20 protein-coding genes are annotated in these 20,531 nt (G+C 72.9%); 12 read left to right on the plus strand and 8 right to left on the minus strand.

Annotation, left to right across the window (positions count from 1 at the left end; translation table 11 throughout):
• Nucleotides 1-95: 95 nt before the first annotated feature.
• A complete protein-coding gene (locus OG373_RS40740; protein ID WP_405435114.1) occupies nt 96-1,067 on the plus strand; it encodes a hypothetical protein in 972 nt (323 codons plus the stop codon).
• 57 nt (nt 1,068-1,124) lie between these two features.
• On the opposite strand, the gene OG373_RS40745 is transcribed toward OG373_RS40740, so the two are convergent.
• On the minus strand, nt 1,125-1,310 hold the full coding sequence (locus OG373_RS40745; RefSeq protein WP_405435113.1) for a hypothetical protein: 186 nt from the start codon (nt 1,308-1,310) through the stop codon (nt 1,125-1,127).
• 412 nt (nt 1,311-1,722) lie between these two features.
• Between OG373_RS40745 and OG373_RS40750 the strand changes: the two genes are divergently transcribed.
• Entirely contained in the window at nt 1,723-1,905 is a 183-nt protein-coding gene (locus tag OG373_RS40750; protein ID WP_030390112.1) for a hypothetical protein, read from the plus strand.
• A gap of 33 nt (nt 1,906-1,938) precedes the next feature.
• Here OG373_RS40750 and OG373_RS40755 read toward each other — a convergent pair whose 3' ends face one another.
• A complete protein-coding gene (locus OG373_RS40755) occupies nt 1,939-2,145 on the minus strand; it encodes a hypothetical protein (RefSeq protein ID WP_405435112.1) in 207 nt (68 codons plus the stop codon).
• Nucleotides 2,146-2,445: 300 nt separating this feature from the next.
• On the opposite strand from OG373_RS40755, the gene OG373_RS40760 reads away from it, so the two are divergent.
• Entirely contained in the window at nt 2,446-3,615 is a 1,170-nt protein-coding gene (locus tag OG373_RS40760; protein ID WP_405435111.1) for a hypothetical protein, read from the plus strand.
• Between the two features lie 233 nt (nt 3,616-3,848).
• Here the strand turns inward: OG373_RS40760 and OG373_RS40765 are convergent, their stop codons facing one another.
• The gene (locus OG373_RS40765) at nt 3,849-4,142 is read right to left on the minus strand and encodes a DUF1905 domain-containing protein (protein ID WP_405435110.1); all 294 of its coding nucleotides are present in this window, start codon (nt 4,140-4,142) and stop codon (nt 3,849-3,851) included.
• 194 nt (nt 4,143-4,336) lie between these two features.
• Between OG373_RS40765 and OG373_RS40770 the strand changes: the two genes are divergently transcribed.
• The 3 genes from OG373_RS40770 to OG373_RS40780 are packed head-to-tail and all read left to right on the plus strand — an operon-like array spanning nt 4,337 to nt 7,178.
• Nucleotides 4,337-4,777 carry a hypothetical protein gene (locus tag OG373_RS40770; RefSeq protein ID WP_405435109.1) on the plus strand — a complete coding sequence of 147 codons (441 nt, stop codon included), beginning with the start codon at nt 4,337-4,339 and terminating at the stop codon, nt 4,775-4,777.
• Nucleotides 4,774-6,582, plus strand: a complete 1,809-nt coding sequence (locus OG373_RS40775; RefSeq protein ID WP_405435108.1) for an alpha/beta hydrolase — start codon at nt 4,774-4,776, stop codon at nt 6,580-6,582. Before OG373_RS40770 ends, OG373_RS40775 begins: the two co-directional genes overlap by 4 nt.
• Nucleotides 6,579-7,178, plus strand: a complete 600-nt coding sequence (locus OG373_RS40780) for a hypothetical protein (protein ID WP_397738133.1) — start codon at nt 6,579-6,581, stop codon at nt 7,176-7,178. Before OG373_RS40775 ends, OG373_RS40780 begins: the two co-directional genes overlap by 4 nt.
• A gap of 26 nt (nt 7,179-7,204) precedes the next feature.
• Here OG373_RS40780 and OG373_RS40785 read toward each other — a convergent pair whose 3' ends face one another.
• Both OG373_RS40785 and sigK read right to left on the minus strand, forming a co-directional pair.
• The gene (locus OG373_RS40785) at nt 7,205-7,951 is read right to left on the minus strand and encodes an anti-sigma factor domain-containing protein (RefSeq protein WP_405435107.1); all 747 of its coding nucleotides are present in this window, start codon (nt 7,949-7,951) and stop codon (nt 7,205-7,207) included.
• On the minus strand, nt 7,948-8,532 hold the full coding sequence (sigK, locus tag OG373_RS40790) for an ECF RNA polymerase sigma factor SigK (protein WP_405435106.1): 585 nt from the start codon (nt 8,530-8,532) through the stop codon (nt 7,948-7,950). Before sigK ends, OG373_RS40785 begins: the two co-directional genes overlap by 4 nt.
• Before the next feature lie 363 nt (nt 8,533-8,895).
• Here sigK and OG373_RS40795 point away from each other — a divergent pair, with 363 nt between their 5' ends.
• From OG373_RS40795 to OG373_RS40805, 3 genes are all read left to right on the plus strand, one after another.
• Entirely contained in the window at nt 8,896-9,135 is a 240-nt protein-coding gene (locus OG373_RS40795; protein ID WP_405435105.1) for a chaplin, read from the plus strand.
• A gap of 167 nt (nt 9,136-9,302) precedes the next feature.
• A complete protein-coding gene (locus OG373_RS40800; protein ID WP_405435104.1) occupies nt 9,303-10,883 on the plus strand; it encodes a molybdopterin-dependent oxidoreductase in 1,581 nt (526 codons plus the stop codon).
• Between the two features lie 80 nt (nt 10,884-10,963).
• Nucleotides 10,964-11,620, plus strand: a complete 657-nt coding sequence (locus OG373_RS40805; RefSeq protein WP_405435103.1) for a fasciclin domain-containing protein — start codon at nt 10,964-10,966, stop codon at nt 11,618-11,620.
• Between the two features lie 74 nt (nt 11,621-11,694).
• On the opposite strand, the gene OG373_RS40810 is transcribed toward OG373_RS40805, so the two are convergent.
• The 3 genes from OG373_RS40810 to OG373_RS40820 all read right to left on the minus strand — a co-directional run bounded on the left by OG373_RS40810 (nt 11,695) and on the right by OG373_RS40820 (nt 15,733).
• Complete coding sequence (locus tag OG373_RS40810; RefSeq protein ID WP_405435102.1) at nt 11,695-12,576, minus strand: DUF4394 domain-containing protein; 882 nt, start codon at nt 12,574-12,576, stop codon at nt 11,695-11,697.
• 444 nt (nt 12,577-13,020) lie between these two features.
• A complete protein-coding gene (locus tag OG373_RS40815) occupies nt 13,021-14,304 on the minus strand; it encodes a cation:proton antiporter (RefSeq protein WP_405435101.1) in 1,284 nt (427 codons plus the stop codon).
• Between the two features lie 280 nt (nt 14,305-14,584).
• A complete protein-coding gene (locus OG373_RS40820) occupies nt 14,585-15,733 on the minus strand; it encodes an FAD-dependent oxidoreductase (RefSeq protein ID WP_405435100.1) in 1,149 nt (382 codons plus the stop codon).
• Between the two features lie 347 nt (nt 15,734-16,080).
• Between OG373_RS40820 and OG373_RS40825 the strand changes: the two genes are divergently transcribed.
• The 3 genes from OG373_RS40825 (at nt 16,081) to OG373_RS40835 (ending at nt 20,332) form a co-directional block, all read left to right on the plus strand.
• Complete coding sequence (locus OG373_RS40825) at nt 16,081-19,005, plus strand: LuxR C-terminal-related transcriptional regulator (RefSeq protein WP_405435099.1); 2,925 nt, start codon at nt 16,081-16,083, stop codon at nt 19,003-19,005.
• A gap of 71 nt (nt 19,006-19,076) precedes the next feature.
• A complete protein-coding gene (locus tag OG373_RS40830; RefSeq protein WP_405435098.1) occupies nt 19,077-19,355 on the plus strand; it encodes a hypothetical protein in 279 nt (92 codons plus the stop codon).
• Nucleotides 19,356-19,429: 74 nt separating this feature from the next.
• On the plus strand, nt 19,430-20,332 hold the full coding sequence (locus OG373_RS40835; protein ID WP_405435097.1) for a Crystal protein ET79: 903 nt from the start codon (nt 19,430-19,432) through the stop codon (nt 20,330-20,332).
• Nucleotides 20,333-20,531: the final 199 nt, after the last annotated feature.

Below are 20,531 nucleotides of genomic sequence, written 5' to 3' on the forward strand. Positions count from 1 at the left end.
GGCCCCGCCGGACCTGCGCGACCCCGCATGGCTGGTGAGGGCCCGAGCAGGGCATGCCTTCTGTCGGAGTCGCGACTCACGGAGGGGGCGGGCTGATGACGGTCAATACCGGTCTCGGGCACGGACGTACGGGAAGGGGTGCCGCCGCCGTGCTGCGGCTGGCTTCGGTGGCCGCCGGCGTGGCGGTGGCCGCACTCCTGGTCGTCGACTTCCGGCTGACCGGTTCGGCAGGCCGGCAGATACTCGTGGTGGCACTGACGGCCGCCTTGGTGAGCGCGGGCATATGGGCGGCGTCGAGCCTTACGGCTCTCCTGATGCGGCCCTCCCTGCGACGGGCCCGGGGGCTCCTCGCGGAAGAGCCCGATCTCTGGGGCTCGGACCGGGAGTTCTTCGCCCCGATGCGTCGTCTGATGTTCCTCGGAGTCGTGCAGACCCTGGTCAACCTGCTGGTCCTGCTCACCGTGTATCCGCTCGGCCTCTGGGCCGGCGTGCGGATCTGCGCCGCCGCGGGTCTGCCGGCGCGCCTGAGCGGACTGTGGCCGGTCTTCGTCTCGGGGCTGCTGGTGGCGGTCGTTGCCACCACGGCCGGGACCTTCCTCGGCCTGTTCCGCCGCCGCCGGGCCGGCCGCGCCGCGGCCGCGCGCTCGCTGGCCGCCGTACTGCTCAATGCCGCCGGACTCGCGCTCGCCGTGCTCGTGCTGGACGGCGTCCGGCTCGACGCCGCGCCGGGGTGGCGGCAGGCGCTCGCCCTGTGTGCGGTGGCGTCCCTCTTCATGCTGCCGCGCATCACGCTGTCCCTGCCCGTACCGGGGATCGCCTCGATCGTCCTCGTCGCCTACCACTGCCTGGTGTTGTGGCTGACCTGCGCGGCCTTCGCGTTCGTGGAGCCCCGTCTTCACGCCGACGGCTTCCGGCAGTTGGCGGGGGCCGCCGCGATCATGTGGGCGGCAGAGTGGCCCGCGCGCCTGGCCGACCGGCGCGCGCAGGGAGCCGCCGCCCAGCCGGCTCCCCTCCTGCCCGATCCGTTCCCGCCGGATCACGGGTTTCCCTCCGGCCCGTTGTACTGACGGACTGTCCGGGCCCCCGCCCGCACCACCCGGTCCGCAGGTGTCCCCGGCACCCGCTCAGTGACATCCCTGGAGGCGTGGCGCGCCGTCGAGGATCGCCGACTCGGCTTCCGTGGCCTGGAGTTTCCACTCCGGGGCGACCGCCGCGTACGTGGTGACGTCGTGCCAGCAGCCCTGGGTGCGAAAGAGCCGGCGCAGCATCGCTTCGCGGCGCAGGCCCGCGGCGTGCATCACGTCCGCCATGGACGAGGGCGAGGCCCACGATGATCCGTGACGCGGATTCGCGCAGCCTCAGGTGCCGGCCGCGCAGTTCGGGTACGCGGCTCACGGGGCGGCCGCCGGCTGTGCGGTAGGGGCTCCGCCGGCCTGCGGCAGTACGGCTCAGCCGGAGAGGGTGCTGCCGCGCGGGCCGCGTTCACCGGGACGGCCCGCACGGCCGGGGAAACGTCACGGTCCCGCGCCCGTGCTCGAAGGCGTCCACGACCGGCCACTCGTCCGGCTCGGGCTCGCAGAGCCTCCGGACCCCGAACTGCCCCCGCGGGGCTACGGCCGCTGCGGGTCGGGGTCCGGCGGTCCGGCCCCGGTGCGCGAGCGGCAGCACATGGTCCGGCCCGCACGGGGCACACGGTCGGCACCGACCGAAAGGAGCCCGACCATGCTGGGCATCGCCGCCGCAGTCCTGTTCTTCATCGCGTTCCTCATCAACGCGGCCGACATCGCCACCAACGACGTCCTGAGTTCCACCAACTTCATGCTGATCGGTCTCGCGGTACTCGCGCTGCACGTCGCCGGCATCGGCGGCGCGCGGCCCGCCCGCGGATGGGGCCGCAGACGCTGACGGCCGCCGGTCGCCCGGCCGTGCGCCGACGGGTCACGTGATCGGCTGCGTGGTCCCGTCGGGCAGCGCGCAGGAGTAGCCGGCGTACGGGCGTGAGGTGACCTGTCCGCCGGCGGCCGTGCACTCGTCCCTGGTGATGTTCGGAGACGAGGCGGCTTCGGCGCCGACAGCGCCGACGGCGCTCATGCCGGCAAGGGTCGCCGCGGCCAGGGCGAGGCCCAGGATTCTCCGCATTCGCATGACTTCCTCCTCCTCTCAGGCGCCTCCGTTCGGCCTTCGGGAAGGACAAGTCTCAGGACGACGGCGCCCTACTCCTCAGCATGGGCGCTCCGCAGGAGGCCCGCGAGGTGAGGCCGGGCACCGCGCGCGGCGCCCGGCGGAGCCGAACGCGGGCGGTGACCGCCCTGCCCCGGAGAGACATACGACGGCCGCGGGGCCCGGCCGACCCGTGGGCCGGTACCGGCGGAACCATTTTGATCAAGCTTCGGACGGCTGCCTAGCATGCGCATGCCACCCCCATCGCCCCTACGAAAGCGACCCATGCGCATCCAGCGGACCCTCGCCACGACCGCCGCCCTGACCTGCCTCGCCGCCCTCTCCGCGTGCAAGGGCGGCACGGAAGCCGCCCCGCCCGCCGCGACCGCGTCCGCCGGCAGCACAGGACCGCTCGCCGAAGCGCAGCGGTACATGCGCCAGTTCACCTCCTGCGAAGACCTCGGCGCGTCCCCCGACGACCCGCGACTGCCGTCGGGCGACTTCCCCGAGGCCGGACAGTGGTCGGTCAAGGAGCTCGGCGTCTGCAGCGACGAGCCCGAGAAGGGCGACATCGCCATCGCCGCCCCGGCGGACATGAAGGCCTTCCAGGAGGGCTACAAGCAATACGTCATGGACAAGATCGCCGCCGGTGACGGCTCGTACGGGCTCGAAAGCAGGGTGCTGGTCGGCAAGGGCTTCGTCGCCGTCCCGACCCGGACACGCACGGCCGTCGCCCTGGTCCGCTCCGACCTGCGCGTCCTCACCTGCAATCCCACCGCCGCCGTCCCCGAGGGCTACAAGCGGGAGAAGGCCCTGGTCGAAGGCTGCGTGCTCGGCGACTTCGTCAACAGCGAGGACGGCCAGGGCAGCCCGAACCTGCAGACCCCGCAGGACCCGGCGGGCGGAGCCGGCGCGACCGGAAAGCCGGGGCAGCCCGCGCACGGCAGCCTGGGGCTCCCGCGCGCCGCGAGCATGGGCGAGCTGAGGAAGCTCGTGGAATCCAGCCTCGACTGCTCGCACTTCTCGACGGACCCGGCCACCGTCGCGGTCGAGTCGATCGACTACGCGCCGGTGGTGAAGGACGCCCCGCTCACCTGGGGTCTGTCGGGCCGGGCCCTGTGCGGGGAGCCGGCCGGCGCGCAGCGCGCCCACGGCCTGAGCTGGCTGGACACGGTCTCGGACATGAAGAAGCTCCAGACCAGGGCCAAAGCGGCCCAGCTCGCCGACCTGAAGGAAGACGGCAGGCTGCGGGCCACCCAGAGCCTGCTGCTCGTCGGCGAGAACATCGCGGTGGAGACCAACGACCCGGCCGCCCGGTTCGGCCTGTACCAGCAGCAGTTCCTCTACCTCAACTGCGTTCCCGGCTTCTCCGCGCCGACGGGGTACCGGCTGGAGAAGGCACAGGCCGACGGCTGCGTGCTGACCAACTACGAGCCCGGTCACCCGGTGGGCTGAGACACGATCCGGCGGGGGCACCCACGGAGCCGCCCCACCGGCAGCCGAAGAACGGCCGGGCGGCTGCGGCTCCGGTCCCCGCCCCCAGGACGAGCCGGCGAGCGGGGACCGGAGCAGTACATGAACCGGTCCGGCAGGACGCGCGGTTGCGGAGGACTCCGGTCAGGAGCCGCCCCGCCGGCTCCCGCCGACCCGGCCGCTCACGCGTCGCACGCCCACAGGACCGGCAGCGCTCAGCCCGGCAGGCGCACCGTCATCTCCACGGTCACCTCGTCCCCCGCCGCCAGCCCCAGCGGCGTTCGGACGGCGTTCTTGACCGGCAGCAAGTACCCGCCCTCCCTCGGGAAGAGCGACGTCTCGAAGGTGACTTCGCCGATCCTCGCCCCGACGGGAACGACCCCCCAGCCGTAGGTGGCAGCCGCCGCCACCTGCCGTACGTCGGCGGACTGCTCCTGCGGCACGGGGACGAAGTAGAACGGCGCAGGCCCGCGCCACTCGATCACCTGACTGGCGAAGACCATACGCATGACGGCAGTTCTCTCCCGGGGACGGCGGCGGGAAGCACGGAGGTTCCGCCCACCCTACGCGCAGCCCCCGGCCCGGTCCGGGGCAGCGGGCCACGCTCCCCGGGGCGGGACCCGTTCCCGATCGCACACACGTGCGTGGCCTGCGTTAGTCTCTCGGGGCGCAGAAGCGGAACACAGACGTAGACGGGGGAGCAGTGTCCTATTCGGAGCGCTGGCAGGAGCTGTTCGGACCGACCGACGGCGGGCCCGCGATGAGACTCGCCTCGGCGGCCCCCGACCCCGGGACCGGCGGCGGGCCCGGCGGCGGCCCCGGAAACCTCAAGCACAGCAACGGCCCCTGGACCAGCGCCTCCGGCACCGCCGGCGAGCTGCGCACCAGCACGGAGACGAGCCGGGCGGCGCTCGGCCCCGGCCACGAGGGCATCGAGACGGGAGCCGCCGGCCTCAGCTCCGTCGCGGCCCTCAAGGGCGTACTGACGTCCTGGGAGGAACGCCTCCAGTCGGTGCGGGACGAGTGCGAGCAGCTCAAGGGGACCCTGCTGACGGTCGCCAAGGAGATGGGCGAGACGGACGCCGCGATCAAGACGTCCTTCAAGGGCGTCGACGGCGCCGACAAGGCGGACGAGAAGCGATGACCACAACCCTCACCTGGAAGCTGCTGCGCGACCTCAAGACCTCCGAGTTCACGGAGGCGGGCGACAAGTGGCACGAGGTCTCGGGCCGCTCGGACTCCGACCGCGTACGGGTCGACCGCGCGATGTCCGCCAAGCTCCGCGAGACCCAGGAGAGCGACTCGGCGGAGGCGGCCCTCGGCAGGCTCCAGCGCCTCAGCCGCAACTTCCAGTACCTGCACTCCGAGTGCGCCCTCGTCCGTACGGCGCTCAACGGACTCGCCAGCGATCTCGCCGAGCCCCAGAACCAGTTGAAGCAGGCCCTCGCGGACGCCGCCGCCCTGAACTTCACCGTCCACGAGGACGGCTCCGTCAGCTACCCGGCCACCGAGGTCGAGGACCTGACCGGGGCGAAGAAGCAGGCCCCCGGCAGCACGGTCCAGGGCAGCTCCCGCCTCGCGCTGGAACCGCCCGGCCTCGGCTCGCAGGGCAAGTCGCCCCTCTACCCCGGCTACACGGGCTTCAAGCCGCTGAACCCGAACGCGGCGAAGGCGCAGGACGTGGCCGACCGTGTCGCCCGGGCCCTGCGGTCCGCACACGAGATAGACGCCCGGTACGCGAAGACCCTCGGCGGACTGAAGGCGGAGAAGGGCCTCGACGTCACCGAGGCCACGCTGAGGGACGTCTTCCAGGACACCTCCGACGTCCGCTCCACCGCCGGCACCTACCTTGGCGAAGGCGTCCCGCAGGACAAGAGCCCCGCCGAGCGCAAGCAGTGGTGGGACGGCCTGAGCGACGAACAGCGCCGGGAGTACCTGGAGATCGCCCCCGACCTGATCGGCGGCCTGGACGGCATCCCGGCGGTCTCCCGCGACGAGGCGAACCGCAACTACCTGCCGGTCCTCATCGACGACCTGGCGCGCCACGGCGGCGACGACGCGAAGACCAAGCTCAACGCCCTGCGCATGATCCAGGACAAGCTGAACGAGCCGAGCCGCCCGCCCATGTTCCTCCTGGGCATCGGGGACGAGGGCAACGGCCGCGCGATCGTCTCGTACGGCAACCCCGACACCTCCAAGAACGTCTCGGCGTACGTCCCCGGTCTCAGCACCAAGCTCAACGACGAGTTCGTCAAGGACACGATGAAGCGGGCCCAGGACACGGCCAAGGGTGCCCAGCGCGTGGACCCGTCCAGTGCCTCGATCGTCTGGCTGGGCTACGACGCCCCGCAGAACGTGGACGTGATGTCGAAGGGCGACGCGCAGCGGGGCGCCCCGGCCTACAACCAGTTCATGGCGGGCATCTCGGCAACGAACGAGAACCCGGACCCCCACGTCACGGCGATCGGGCATTCCTACGGCTCGCTCACCGTGGGCACGGCCGCCAAGCAGTCCGGCGGGATCCCGGGCGTCGACGATGTGATCCTGCTCGGCAGCCCCGGCGTGGACGCGCAGAAGGCGACGGAGCTCGGCGTGGGCAAGGACCACGTGTTCGTCGGTGCCGCCGACAACGACCCGGTCACCCACCTGCCCACGAAGGACGAGTCGGCGCTCGGCTGGATGTTGGGCGGCCCGGTCGGGGTCGTGGTCGGACGTGACCTCTTCGACATCGACAACGACGACGTGTACTTCGGCAAGGACCCGGCGAGCAAGGCCTTCGGGGCACAGCGCTTCCTGGTCGACGACGGGCCGAGGATGGTCGTCGAGGGCGGAGGGTTCGACGCCCACTCCCAGTACTTCACACCGGAGAAGGACAGGGTGTCGGCCGACAACATCGCCACCATCGTCGCCGGACATCCTGAGAACATCGTGAGGGAGAAGCATCGATGAAGCGCATCACGCGGACCATCCGCCTGGTTCTTGCGATGGCCGTGGCCGGAGCGCTGCTCGCCGGGTGCGGGCTGTTGGGCGGCACCAAGCAGAGAAACGGGGCATTGGCAGGCATGGACATGCAGGGAGCGGCGGAGCGCGCCGACGCGATGTTCTACGCGACGATCGGAGCGATCAAGCCGGACATCGAATGGGCCCACGACACGACGACGACCGGCAGCTGCGACGTGACGCGCTACTGGACCGTCACGACGGTCGTCTCCGAGCAGCGTCGCGGCAACTTCCTCGGGGTGGTCGAGAACTTCTGGAAGGCGAGCGGTTACCGGATCGGCCCGGTGAATCCGAGCAAGGACATGCCCGCCATCTACGCCACCTCCCGTGACGGCTTCGGCATCAGCCTCCTCTTCGGTCACGCGGGGCAGGCATTCTTCGAAGTCACCAGCCCCTGCGTGGGCGAGTCGAAGGTGGCACCGCCCACGAAGGTGGCGAACGGCCCCACCTACGAGGGCGAGGCCTCCGTCCCCACCCCCAACGTCCGCTCCGACTTCTGGTCCGCCGAAACCCCGGCGGCGCCGGGCCCCACCCCCTCGTCCTGACCGCCTGACGCGGACTCCCGTCCTGGTCAGACGGTAAGGGGGAGGAGCAGCAGGGGAGTCGTGGTCGGCCGGGGGGAGCCGCCCGCGGGTTCGAGAGTGAGGCCGACGGCACGGGCGTTCCCGGGACCGCCTTCCATGAGGGTGGCGCCGTCGCGGGACACGAGGCCGGCGGGGCGCATGGTGCCGTGATCGTCGAACCACAGCTGGTAGGTCCTGCCGGCCGGTGGGGTGGGCAGGCCGCTGCTGACGAAGGCGGCCCGGTCGCGCAGTGCGGAGGTGACCACCGTCGTGGTGGCTCCGCCGGTGGTGCGGCCGTGCACGGTCCGGGCGTCGGGGGCGGCCAGGACGACGGCAAGGTCCTGGGCCTGCCGGGCGCTGTGCTGCGCCTGGGTACGGGCCTGTTCGCTCTGCCGGTGCTGCCAGGCGGCGACTCCGCCGAAAGCCGCGGCGGCGGCGATGCTCGCGGCGATCACGAAGGCTCCGGCCCTGCGCGTCAGCGCGGAGGTGAGCCGGGCCGGTGCCGCAGGCCGCGTGCGCGGGGACGCCTGACGGACGGTGTCGATGTGGGTGAGGACCGCCTGTCTCATCGGGGCGGGCGCAGGCAGGCTGACCGCCGCGGCCAGACGCGCGGCGGTCGCCTCGAACTCGCCGACCTCTCCGAGGCAGGCTTCGCAGCGGCGGAGGTGCGCGGTGAAGGCGTGCTGTTCCTCGCCGGTGAGTGCGTCCAGTGCGTACGCGCCGGTGAGGGTGTGCAGGTGTGCGTCGTGTTTCATGTGGTCACCCCCATGCAGTCGCGCAGCCGGATCAGTCCGTCGCGCATCCGGGTCTTGACGGTCGGGAGCGGGGCCCGCAGCGCCTCTGCGACCTCGCGGTAGGTCAGGCCCCGGTAGTAGGCGAGGGTCACGGCCTGGCGCTGGAGTTCGGTCAGCCCCCGCATGCAGCGGCGTACCTGCTCGCTGTCCAGGCGGGTTTCGACCTGTTCGGCGACTGCGTCGAAGGGCCGCACCTGATCGCGTACGGCGTTGGCGTGCTCGCGGTCGGCGGAGGCCTGCGCGGACCGCACGCGGTCCACCGCCCTGCGGTGCGCGATCGTCGCCACCCAGGTCATGACGGACCCCTGCTCCGGGCGGTAGCGGGCGGCCTGCCGCCACAGGTCGATCATCACCTCCTGCGCCACTTCCTCCGACTGGGACCGGTCCCGGACGACCTTGACGGCGATCCCGAACACCATGGAGGCGACAGCGTCGTAGAGCACGGCGAAGGCGTCCTTGTCCCCGTGGCCCACCTTCTCCATCACCTCCTCCAGCCGCGGCCCGCCCGCGTCCGCGTTCCCGAACCGCAGCGGCCGTGTCACCGGCACCCCGCCCCGCGTCGCCGCACGACCTGTTGCGGCCCGACGCCGCGCAAAGACGGCCGACCCTTGCGCCTCGATGCCATCAACCGCTCTTTCACAGAGAGAAGGACCGGCCCCTCCATGCCCCGGGGCCGGCTGTATGCGTCCTGCCGGTGTTGCACCTGCTTCGTAGCGGCCACCTGCGCGGATTGCCCTACGGCAGGCAACACCGCACCCCGGTGGTCATCCGATCGAGCGAACCCGGCCCCTACGGCCCAGCCGCTGCTCCCGCGGCACCGAAACCCGTGCTGAGGCCCGAAAGCAGTGCCTCCCCGGAGCCCGAGACGGGCTCCGGGTCCGGATTTCCGACCTTTGGAGGCAGTCATGTCCCGAGTTATCAAGAGTGCCGCACTGGCCCTCACCGCCGCGGCCGCCGTCCTCGGTGCCGGATCGGCGGCTTCCGCCGATGCCGGTGCCCAAGGCGTGGCCGCCTACTCGCCCGGCGTCGGTTCGGGCAATCTCATCCAGATCCCGATCCACATTCCGGTCAACGCCTGCGGCAACTCCGTCAGCGTCATCGGGCTGCTGAACCCCGCCTTCGGCAACACCTGCATCAACGCCTGACCCCCACCCACTTCGGCCCGTGACTCCGCGCTGCCTGCAACGGCCGGTCACGGGCCGGGGGATCTGCTGCGGGTGACGGCCGGTACCGCCACCCGCAGCACCCGTCCGTTCCGGACGGCAGGAAAAGCCCTGATCGGGAAACCAATCCGCCGGACGGAGCACCGCGAATGGCCCATGTGAGCAACTTCCGTACATCCTTCGCACGCGGCGCACTCGGCGCCGTATCCGGCCTGCTGGCCGGCTACACGGCGCTGGCTGTGGCGGAACTGGCGGCCTCACCGGTACGGCCGCAGGCAGGCCCGGTGACCGTCGTGGGCGGCGCCGCCATCGACCGGACACCGGCCGCGGTGAAGGATTTCGCGATCCGGACCTTCGCAGAGAACGACAAGCTCGTCCTGCAGCTCGGGATCCTCGCCGTGCTCGGTCTCCTCGGTGTCGTCCTCGGGATCGTCTCCCTGCGCCACCGGCGTGCCGGAGCAGCGGGCGTGCTCCTCTTCGGTTTCATCGGTGCGGCGGCGGCCCTCACCCGCCCCGACGCGCAAGGGCCCGCGGACGCCCTGCCCTCGGTCGCCGGCGCGACCGCGGGCGCGGCGATCCTGTACTTCCTGGCCGGAAAGCTGTCCACCGGCCCGGCCTCCCCCGAAAGGGGGCCGGACGGCTGGTCGCGGCGGGGTTTCCTGCTGGCCGCATCGGTCGCGGCAGTCGCCGCGACCGGGGCGGGCGCCGCCGGCCGGGCCCTGACCGGCCGCCGCGGCCGGGGAGCCGTGGCCTCGCGCGCCGCGGTCGAGCTGCCTGCCCCGTCCTCCCCGGCCCGGCCGCTGCCCGAGGGGGTCCAGCTGAAGGCGGCGGGCATCAGCGCCTTCACCACCCCGAACAAGGACTTCTACCGGGTGGACACCGCGCTGGTCGTCCCCAGGGTCGACGCGGACACCTGGCGGCTGCGCATCCGAGGCAAGGGGGTGACCCGCCCCCGCAGTTACACCTTCCGGGAACTGCTGGCCCGGCCGCTGATCGAGCGGGACATCACCTTGACCTGTGTCTCCAACGAGGTCGGCGGCCCCTACGTCGGCCACGCCCGCTGGCTCGGCGTACACCTGGCCGACCTGCTGCGCGAATGCGGCGTCAGGCCGCCGTCCGACGGCGGCACGGCCGATCAGCTGGTCGCCCGCTCGGTGGACGGCATGACGCTGGGCTCCCCGGTCGAGGACGTCATGGACGGCCGCGACGCGATCCTGGCCGTCGGGATGAACGGCGAGCCCCTGCCCTTCGACCACGGCTTTCCCGTACGGATGCTCGTCCCGGGCCTGTACGGGTACGTGTCGGCCTGCAAATGGATCGAGGACATCGAGCTCACCACCTTCGACGCCTACGACCCGTACTGGGTCGAACGCAAGTGGGCGCGCAGGGCCCCGGTCAAGACCCAGGCCCGCATCGACACCCCCAAGCCCTTCGCCCGGCCCGCCGCCGGAACCGTCACCATCGCCGGGGTGGCATGGGCCCAGCACCGCGGCATCCAGCGCGTCGAAGTCCGTATCGACGACGGGCCGTGGCAGGACGCCGACCTCGCCCCCCAGGCCACCGCCGACACCTGGCGCCAGTGGTCCCTCCCCTGGAAGACCACCCCGGGCGGCCACAACCTCACCGTCCGCGCCACCGACGGCACCGGCACGGCACAGACCGAACAGCGCACGCGGACCATCCCCGACGGCGCCAGCGGCCGGCACAGCGTCTTCGTCACCGCCGGATAGCCCGCGGCCGGCCCGCCACGCGCCGGCCCCCAGACCTCTCATCCGCAGCAAACCGTATGGAAACCACCAGGAGATTCGCCATGTCCAGCACGCTCCGTTTCCGCCGTACCGCCCTCGCCGTCGCCGCGGCCGCCGTCCTGCCCCTCTCCCTCGCTGCCTGCTCCGACTCCGGGAGCGACTCCGCCTCCGGATCCTCCGCGGACAAGAGCAGCGATACCTCCGCCGCGTCCCAGCCGGCCACGCCGGACGCTTCGACGGCGATGGACAAGCCGTTCGGCCCGGCCTGTGCCGGCGTGCCCGCCGACGGCGCGGGCTCCTTCGACGGCATGGCCAAGGACCCCGTCGCCACCGCCGCCTCCAACAACCCCGCCCTGTCCACCCTGGTGAGCGCGGTGAAGCAGGCCGGCCTGGTCGACACCCTCAACAACGCCAAGGACATCACGGTGTTCGCGCCGACCAACGACGCCTTCGCGAAGCTCCCGAAGGCCGACCTGGACAAGGTGCTCGCCGACAAGGCCATGCTGACGAAGATCCTCACCTACCACGTCGTGGGCGAGAAGCTGACCCCGCAGCAGCTGGGAAGCGGTTCCTTCGACACACTGGAGAAGACCGGGCTCACCACCAGCGGCTCGGGCGAGTCCTACAAGGTCAACGACACCTCGAACGTCGTGTGCGGCAACGTGAAGACGGCCAACGCCAACGTCTACATCGTCGACACCGTCCTGATGCCGAAGTAACACCCCGTCGAGCTCCGGAACACGGCGCGGCCGCCCCGGGCGGCCGCGCCGGACTTCGCCGGGGCTCCGGCGCTCTAGCGCTCCTGGTTCAGGGGCAGAGCGATGTCGGTGACCTGCTGCCGGTTCGCGAACGCGCCCCGGCCGGTGGCCCTGCCGTTGAGGATGTTGATCTCGTACAGGCTGGAGGAGCTGCCCGTGCCGAGGGCGGCGAATCCCTTGTTCGTGCCGGCCTTGGCGTCGTAGTAGATGTCGAAGCCGGCGTCCGGTGCGGCGTTGACGCCCAGGTTTCCGGTGGGGGCGAGGGTGCCGGCGTTGGCGGGAGACTGCAGGGAGATCCGGTCGGCCATCGTGTCGAGGTCGAACAGGGTCGTCGCGGTCGCCGCGTTCAGGTCGTTGTTGGTGTAGGCGGCGCCGGTGACGCCCATGGCGGTCGACGGCGGGGTGGTGGGGTTGGTCAGCGTGCCGTCGACGGTGGTGCCCAGGGGGGCCGCGGCGTCGTCGATGTTGTGGCGCAGGTTCTGGCCGGTGTCGGAGACGACGCGCAGCCGGTTGGCGGCGGGGTTGAAGTCGACACCGAACCGCATGCCGGACAGGGCCACGGTGAGCTGGGAGACCTTCACGGCCCGGGCGTCGGTGGTGCCCAGGGTGTAGATGCCGCCGCGGTCGCCGACCCCGTAGAGCTTCTCGTTCTGCACGCGGAAGTCGATACCGACGAGCCTGGTGTCGCCCTGCAGGCCCGCCACCCTGCCCACCGCCCGGGTCTTGGACGGCTGGGCGACGGCGAATTCCACCAGACGCTGGTCGGAGGTCAGCCCGATCGCCGTCAGACCCCGGTGGTCCATGGCGGGCAGGGTCTGCGCCGGGGTGTCGATGTCGGAGGCCGAGGCGAGCGCGGGGGTCGCGCAGGCCGCCGCGAGAACGGCGGAGAGGGCGATGACAGTGCTGCGAGTACGCATGTTCACCTTTCGCATGGCTGATGGCCCGACCACGATGGTGCTGGGCCCGGGGCTACTTCGGAGAGGGCGTGCTCGCGGACGGTCCCGGGCGGGGGAGACCACCCCATTGGCGCAGCGACCGGCCGCAACGGGCGTGACAGCCCCGACCGGTGCCTCGGCGCCACCCTTCTCACACTCCCGGGCCGCCGGCGACGACACGGCTTCGGCGATACCGCACCACCAGGCACGGGCGGAGGCGCGCCGGATCTCCTTCTCCGCCCTGCGACGACGATGCGGAGTACGCCTTCCACCCGCAGCACGCGGAATTCGGAGCGTCCGCGCACTGACGGACGGGCGTACAACGGCCGCGCACCCGGGGTGACCCCGGTCCCGCTGCACTCCGCCGAGGAGCCCGCGCTGCTGCCGGCCGTCCGGCGCCAGGTCGTGGCTTCGGGTGCGAGCCCTTCAGCGGGGTGTGTCGTCCTGGGCGAGGGCGTTCTCCCGCAGGTTCGGTTCGTCGCGGAGCCTGCGCGTGAACCAGGCGCCGTAGCGGTTTCCCAGGTAGGGGGCGGTGGCCCCGTGGAGGAGGATGCTCAGACCGACGGTCACGGCGACCACTTCGCTCGTCAAGGCCCCTCCGGGCAGGTGTTCTTCGAAGGCGATCAGGCCGAACACCAGGGAAGCGAGTCCGCGCGGACCGAACCAGCCGATGTAGGCCACGGAAGCGGGACGCAGACCGCTGCCGGCCAGTGCGAGGGCGACCGGCAGCATACGGACGACGGTCAGGCTGATCAGCCCGTAGACCACGGGTCGCCACGTCAGGTGCTGGAGTACCGGTCCCAGGATGACCGCGCCGAAGACGAGGAAGGACAGCGAGGAGAGCAGCAGGCCCAGGCGTTCGGTGAACCTCGTGCTCTCCTCGGGCTCCACGCCTCGGGGACGGGCGTCCCGGTCGGCGGGCGCCCGCCGCAGCTGGATGCCGAAGGCCAGGCCCGCGACCCACGCGCCGATGAAACCGCTGCCCTCGGCCGAGACGCACACCGCGTACGCGATGACCGGAACGGCGAGTGCCAGGAACTGCTGCCAGTCGGAGCTGCTCCACCCCCGCGAGAGCGACCAGCGCAGCAGGCTCGCCCCGCTCCGGCCGGCCGCGATTCCGATCGCACTGCTGAGCAGCAGCGCCCGCAGGAACGTCTCCGCAATCCCCGGATGACCGTGACCCTCGCCCGCCGCCGCCAGGGCCAGCACGAAGAACGGCAGCGCCAGGCCGTCGTTCAGCCCGGATTCCACGGACAGGCCGCCGCGGACCAGCGCCGGCACCCGTTTGTCGGAGACGGCCTGCTGGCCCAGTGCGGCATCCGTCGGCGCCAGGACGACCGCGACCAGAGCCAGCTCCCACACGCCCAGGCCGGGCAGCAGGGGCCAGGCCACCAGCCATCCCAGCGCCATCGTGGCCGGCAGCCCCACCGCGAGCAGCCGCAGCGGCAGGAACTCCTCCCGGCGCAGGTCCCGGGCCCTGATCCCGGCCGCGTCCGAGAACAGCAGGAGCACCAGCGCGCCCTCCAGCAACGCCCGCGTGACCTCAAGGTCCCGCGCCGGGTCCAACAGGTCCAGGCCCAGCGGGCCGATCGCCAGCCCGCACAGCATGAACACCAACGGCCCCGAGACCACCGTGGTCGACAAGCGCCGCGACAGAACCCCGTACCCGACGACCGCACCCCCGGCGACCACGACGGCCCAGCCGTTCATCCACACTCCTCACCCCAGGGGCATCCGCCGTCGCCGGACGGCGGCACGGCCGGCGCGCCGGATCTCCCGGCGGCCGCCTCGTTCCGGCACAGACACCGAGCCCGACCCTAGGGCGCATCCGGCCGCGCCACGGGAACCGTGCCCCGACCGGGCCCCGGCTTGCTCCGGTCGGCCCAAGGCGCGGAGGCCGTCCCGGGGTTGGCTCCGGGTACCCGCCCGGGGCCCGGCGGTGGCGCCGTCCCCCTCGGGCGGTTCGCCGTCCTCCCACGCTCCCGGTGACTCATCGGTCCTTCCCGGTGACCCTGTCGACCAGGGCGTGCAGGGCCTGCAGGGTGTGGTCCGTGGTGTCGTCGGGGCCGATCCCGTGGATCTCGGCACCCTCGAAGGCGGCGGCCTCGCTGCTGCGGGGGAACATGTCCTGCTCGTACTCGGTGAGCGCGGCCTCGATGTCGCCGGGGTGGGCGGCGAGGGCCCGGCCGAGTTCGGCGCCGTCGAGCATGGCGAGGTTGGCGCCTTCGCCGTTCGGTGCCGCGAGGTGGGCGGCGTCGCCGATCAGGGTCACCCCCGGGACCCGGTCCCACCGGTGCCCGGTCGGCAGGGTGTAGTGGGGGCGCAGGACCGGCCCGGTGTCGCCGTCGGTGATGAGCGCGGTGAGTTCCGGCGCCCAGCCGTCGAACTCCCGCGCGATCCGGGCGGTGGCCGCGGCAGGATCGGTGAAGTCGATGGCGGCGAACCACTCCTGAGGCCTGGCCAGCGCCACGTAGGTGTGCAGGGTGTCGCCGCTCTCCCGGTGGGCGAAGATGTCCCTGCCCGGTGCGGGCGCGATCAGCATCCCGCCGCCGACCGCCTTCGCGGCGGCAGGGTGGCGGGTGTCGGCGTCGAACAGGTACGTCTCGACGAACGACGTGCCGGCGTACTCGGGTGCGGCGGGAGTGAGCAGCGGCCGGACCCGGGACCACGCGCCGTCCGCACCGACCAGCAGGCTCGTGACGACGGTGCCGCCGTCGGCGAACGTCACCTCGTGGCGGCCCCCGCCGACGGGGCGGGTACCGGCGGCCTTGTGCCCCCACCGGACGGTGCCGGCCGGCAGCGAGTCGAGCAGGATCTGTCGTAACTCGCCGCGCTGCACCTCGGGGCGTCCGCCCGTGCCGTCGTCGGCCCTGTCGAGCAGTACGGTTCCGTCCGGGTCGAGGACGCGCATCGCCTGGCGGCCCTCCAGGACGATGGCGTGGAACTCGTCCATCAGGCCGGCCGCCTTGAGGGCGAGCTGCCCGTTGTAGTCGTGGATGTCGAGCATCCCGCCCTGCATGCGCGCCGACGGGGACGGTTCGGCCTCGTAGACCGTGACCGCGATGCCGTGGACGTGCAGGACGCGGGCCAGCGTGAGTCCGCCGAGTCCTGCGCCGATGATCGTGACAGGCGTGTGCATGGAGGCTCCTCAGGGGATCGGGCCGCCCGGTGAAGGGGGCGGCCGCCTCTGCAAAAGTGCCAAGCGGCGCCGACGAGCCGCCGACAGCGGACCGACAGTCCCCGACACCGGGCCGACACCGCTCCGCCACCCGCCACCCGCCACCCGGCCCACGACGGCGACCACCGTGGTGGATCCTTCGAGCCGCACGACGGGTTCGAGCCGCCGCGGGGCCGGATTACGTGTCCTCTGCATGGATCTCGCCAGATTCGAGGATGGCCGACAGCACTGGTTCCCCGCCCGACCCGCCCGCCGATGATTCATAAGGAGGCCGGGCCGGGGGCGACAGCGCGACGGAGGTGTTACGGGTGGCGGGGAACTCGCTGGTCGAACGGGATGACGCATGGGCGAGGGCGGCGGCCGCGGGAGCCTCGGCCCGGGCCGGCACAGGCCGTTGGCTGCTCTGGGGAGCCCTGCCCGGCATGGGCCGCACGGCACTGCTGGAGGAGGCGGTACGGCGCGAGACGGCGGGCGGGTCCATGGAAGCCGTGCACCTGCGGTGCGCGCGCGAGGAATCCCGGTTCCCGTTCGCGGCCGTCCGTCAGCTCTTCCCCGAGGCGGACGGCGTCCCGTTCGCGGAGCAGCCGGCCGCCGACGAACAGCGGACCTTCCACCGCCTGCTGGCCCACCTGGCACGGCGGGTGGCAGACCGGCCCGCCCTGCTGGCCGTCGACGACGTGCACCTGGCCGACCGGGCCTCACGGCGTTGGATCGGCTATCTGACACGCAGGCTCGGCAACTTACCCGTCCTGCTGCTCCTGACCGAGCGCTCGGGCTCGTACCCGCTCGCGCTGCACGAGAGCACGGGCACGGCCACGACCCTCGAACCGCTCAGCGCCCCGGCCGTCCTGCGGCTCGCACGGGCCCACGGCCACGCCGCCGACGCCGAAGCCCTCGACCTGTGTGTACGGGCCTCCGCAGGCCACCCGGTACTGCTGCACGCCCTGCTCCGCGACCTCGCAGGCCCGGCCGCCGCCGACCTCGCCGCCGCCGGCCGGGCGGTGCCGCACTACCGCGCTGCCATCGGCGACTGGCTCACCTCACGCGCCGACCCGCTCTCCCGGCAGGCCTGCCTCACGCTCTCCATCGCGGCAGAGTCCGCGCCGCAGGAGGCAGACCGGGACGACATCCAGGACGGGACCCCGGACGGCATCCAGGACGGCACCCAGCACGGGACCCGGGACGGCGACGGAGCCGACCGGCCGGGCCGGACCCTGCTCACCGATCGGACCCACCCCCGCCCCCACCCCCGTCCGGGCCCGCCGGCCGAGTCCCCCGGGACGGCCTGGGCCGTCCGCCTCTTCGCCGAACCACTGGCGCGCGAGGCGGCCCTCGCGGTCGCCGACCCCGCCGAACTGCGCTCCCTGCGTACCAGGATCGCCCGTCGGCTCGACGAACGCGGCGCCCCCGCACGGCTCGTCGCCACCCACCTGCTGCACGTGGAGAGCCCCGACGAGGAGTGGATGATCCAATCGCTCGAGGACGCCGCGGAGGACGCCCTGCAGGCGGGACGGACCACCGACGCCGTCCCCCTCCTGCGGCACGCGCTGACCGGACCGCTCGCCCCCGACCGGCGCGCCGCGCTCACCCTGCGCCTCGGCGCACTGGAACTGCCGCACTCCGCCGATGCGGGGATCCGCCGGCTCCGCGCCGCCCTGGAGCTCGCCTGCGACGAGGAGCGGGCCGCCATCGCCCCCGCCCTCGGCGCGGCCCTGGTGGCCCGGGGCCGTCCCGCGACCGCCATCGGCGTACTGCACCGGGAGAGCACCGCCACGGACTGCGGGGAACTGGTGCGGGTCCTGCAGTCGGTGGCCGCCCTGATCGCCTCGCACGACGCCGCCGAGTGGCGCGGCGCCGTGGCCGCCATGCGCGACCTCGCCGCTTCCGCGCCCCCCGCGCTGGAACCGCTGGCGTGCGGACTGATCACCGAGTACGAAGCGGGAGCGGGGCAGCTCTCGGCCGCCGAGGTCCTCGAACGCGTACGGCCGCGGCTGTCGGCGCCCGTACACCCCGCGATCCGTACGGCCTGGCTCGGCAGCGCGGCCACCCTCCTCCAGTGGGCCGACCGGCTGGACGAGGCCCGCGCCCTGGCCGACAGCTCCCTCCCCGCCGCGCCCGCGCTGCCCGACCTGACGGACATCGGCCGCCAGTGCCTGATCAGCATCCGGGCGGAAGCGGCACTCATGTCCGGCGCCTTCCACCGGCTCGTACGGGAGAACACCCCACTCCTCGACGCGTGCACCGGCCACGGCATCCGCATGCCCCACGTGGCGTCCATGGTGGCCCTGGCGCACTGCGAGCTCGGCCGGCCCGGCGCGGCCCGGCAGGTGCTGCACAGCCTGGGCGGGCAGGGCGCGAGCAGCTCGTGGGAATGGAACGAGGTGCGCTACGCCCGGGCCCGACTGCACGCGGCCGAAGGGAACTGGCAGGCCGCCCTGGCCGACCACCTCGCCTGCGGCTCGGGCCAGCACGCCCGCGACTTCGTCAGCCCGGTCGCCACCCCCTGGCGGTCCGGCGCCGCCCTGGCCCTGGTACGGCTGGGCAGCCCGGCACGCGCCAGGGAGCTCGCCGAGGAGGAACTGGCCCACGCCCGGGTCTGGGGAACCCCGCGCACGGTCGGCCGCGCCCTGCGGGCCTGCGCCGCGGCCTCGGGGTCCCGGGCGGGACTGGAACTGCTGGAGGAGGCCGTGTCCCTGCTGCGCCCGGCACGGGCACCCGTCGAACTCGTGGAAGCACTCATCGACCTGGGGCGCGCCCGGATCGCCGGCGGGAACGGCCGCAAGGGCCGCGACCTGCTGGACGAGGCGCACGCCCTGGCGCTCCGGCTCCTGCGACCCGAGACCCCCACCACCACGGATGCCGCCGGGGACGCCACCACGGACACCGCAGCGGCCGGTACCGGACGGCTCGTGCGCGCGGCCCAGGACGCCCTGCGGGCGGCCTCCGCCCGCCGGACCAGGCCGACGACCGCGGGCGGCGCCGCACTCACCGACGCCGAGCTGCGCATCGTACGGCTCGCGGTCCGGGGCGAGACCAACGAGCAGATCTGTGCGGCGCTCCACCTGGCCCGCCGCACCGTGGAGACCCACCTGACGCACGCCTACCGCAAGCTCGGCGTGACCCGCCGCACCCAGCTCACGTCGCGACTGGACGCGGACGCGGACGCGGATGTGAACACGGACGCGGGCGCGGGCGGGGCCGTGTTCGTGGATTTCCACGATGCCCGGGCCTGAGCGCCACGGGCAGGGTGGTGCCCGTACCGACCGCCCGGCCCAGGGGGGTCCGTAGAAGAAAGGGACCGCTCATGTCCGCCGCTTCCCGCCGCCGTGTCAGAACCCTTGCCCTCGCACTGCTCGGCGCCGTCGTGGTGGCCGGCGCGGCCGTACCCGCCGCCTCCGCCGCCCCGGCCCCCGCCCCTTCCGCGCGAACGGCGCAGGCCGCCCAGTTCTGGCAGTGGGGAGGCGAGTACACGGACCGCGCCGGCGCGGAACTCGCGGGCAACCTGATGGTGTTCAGCGCCTCGGCCGTCACCTACTACGTCGAGTACGTGCGCCAGCAGCAGTACGTCCTCTGGTACCGGTGACCCTTCCGCCGGTGAGCCCTGCGACCTGCGCCCGCTCCTCAACCCCGCAGCCCCGTAAGAAAGTTGGCCCTGCCATGTTCTCCTCGCGCGACTCCCGCCCCTCCCGCCGCCCTTCCTCCCGCGTCCGGTTGCGCTCGCTGTTCACGGCCGCCGTGATGCTCACCGGTGCGCTGGCCATGGCCCCGGCCGCCCAGGCGGCGGGCTCTCCCGCGGACCCGGACCGGGCCCCGGTGTCCGTGAACGCCGCACGCAGCACCAACGTGGTCGTACGCAACCAGTCCGGCCAGGGCATGCAGCGGGTGTGGGCCAACCTGGACCACGGGTGCTGGACCAACGGCCAGCTGCCCGTGGACTACATCCCGGCCGGCGTGACCACCAGCTGGGCCAGCGAGTCCTGCGGCGCCCTGACCGGAACCGAGGGGTCCGCCAACTTCGCGGTCCCGGGCGGCCAGGTCCAGATCCACTGGAACAACCCGTACGCGGGCAGCAACTCCTACAGCTGCGACGTCCCGACCGGCTACTACTGCCAGCGCAGGGGCGGTTCGGGGAACAACGCCGGGGTGGAGTTCACCATCACCGGCGGCCCCAGGGCCCTCGCCGCGTCGGATCCGGCCGCCGGCCCCGCCTCGGTCCAGGCGGCCCGCAGCACCCAGGTGACCCTGAACAACAGCACCGGCGGCCTGCTGGCCCGCACGGACGCGGGCCTCTCCCACGGGATCTGGAGCGACAACCAGCTGCCGCCCGTCAACGTCATGCCCGGTCAGCGCGGCACGTGGCAGAGCGAGTCCGAGGGATTCATGACGGGCACCCAGGGCTATGCCACCTACCAGGTCCAGGGCGGCGGCCACGTCACCGTCCACTGGAACAACCCCTACAGCGGCAGCAACTCCTACAGCTGCACCGCGCCCGCGGGCCGCACCTGCACCCGCACCGGCGGATCCGGCGACAACGCCACGGTGGCCTTCACCCTCTCCTGACCCCCCCACCACCGCGCACCCACGGCACGGCGCTCACCCGCCGTGCCGTGGGTGCGCGGGACCGCCGGACAGCAGGCGGCAAAGACCCGGTGCAGGCCACGCGGCCTTCGACGGGACCTGAGTTCGACCTGTACGGCCCACGCACGTTGCCCCTGTTCTGCCCTCGGGTACATCCCCCGACCGCCCGCGCCTCGGGTAT

Source organism: Streptomyces avidinii (assembly GCF_045161815.1).
Classification (GTDB): Bacteria; Actinomycetota; Actinomycetes; order Streptomycetales; family Streptomycetaceae; genus Streptomyces; species Streptomyces avidinii.